The organism is Leptolyngbya sp. CCY15150 (assembly GCF_016888135.1).
Lineage (GTDB): Bacteria > Cyanobacteriota > Cyanobacteriia > RECH01 > RECH01 > RECH01.
Map to the genome: position 1 here is coordinate 1 of NZ_JACSWB010000231.1, position 516 is coordinate 516.

General features: G+C 58.5%; 1 protein-coding gene. It reads left to right on the forward strand.

Features of this window, described 5'->3' with window-relative positions:
- Positions 1 to 452 (forward strand): TetR/AcrR family transcriptional regulator (locus tag JUJ53_RS18095; protein ID WP_204153446.1); only part of this gene is annotated, 452 nt, incomplete at its 5' end.
- Positions 453 to 516: the final 64 nt, after the last annotated feature.

Here is a 516-nt window from a genome sequence, read left to right on the forward strand (position 1 = left end):
TCGAGCCGGTCTTGGCGCAGGATGGCGAGGAGTTTGTGGCGCTATTGCGCCGCTGGCCTCGCGATGTCTCCCTTGAAGATCACCTCATGGAGTGGGCGATGAATCGTACTAAAGATCCCGATCAGCAGGCCTTTGATCAGGCGGTGATCAAGATGACTGTGCTGGCCGAACAAGAGCCGGATCTGCGAACGGCCTGGTTGATGACCAACGACCGAATAGAGCACGCTCTAGTCGAGATCTTCGCAGATCGCCTGCGGCGATCGCCTGACGATATTGAGGTGCGGATGCACGCCGCAGCGGCCACCGCAGTCGTGCGCGTTATCAGTGAAGACGTCAGTGCTGCCCTGATGGCGGGAGCCGATCGTACCTCGCTCGGCAACCCGCTTGGGCAGATGGCCCGCGCTGTGCACATCGCTACGGGGGGGGCGATCGGCGATCCTGTCGATCCCTAAACTGATGAGCAATTGAAGTCAGCAACAAGAGTAAAAGAACGGAGATGAAGATGCAAAATACCGA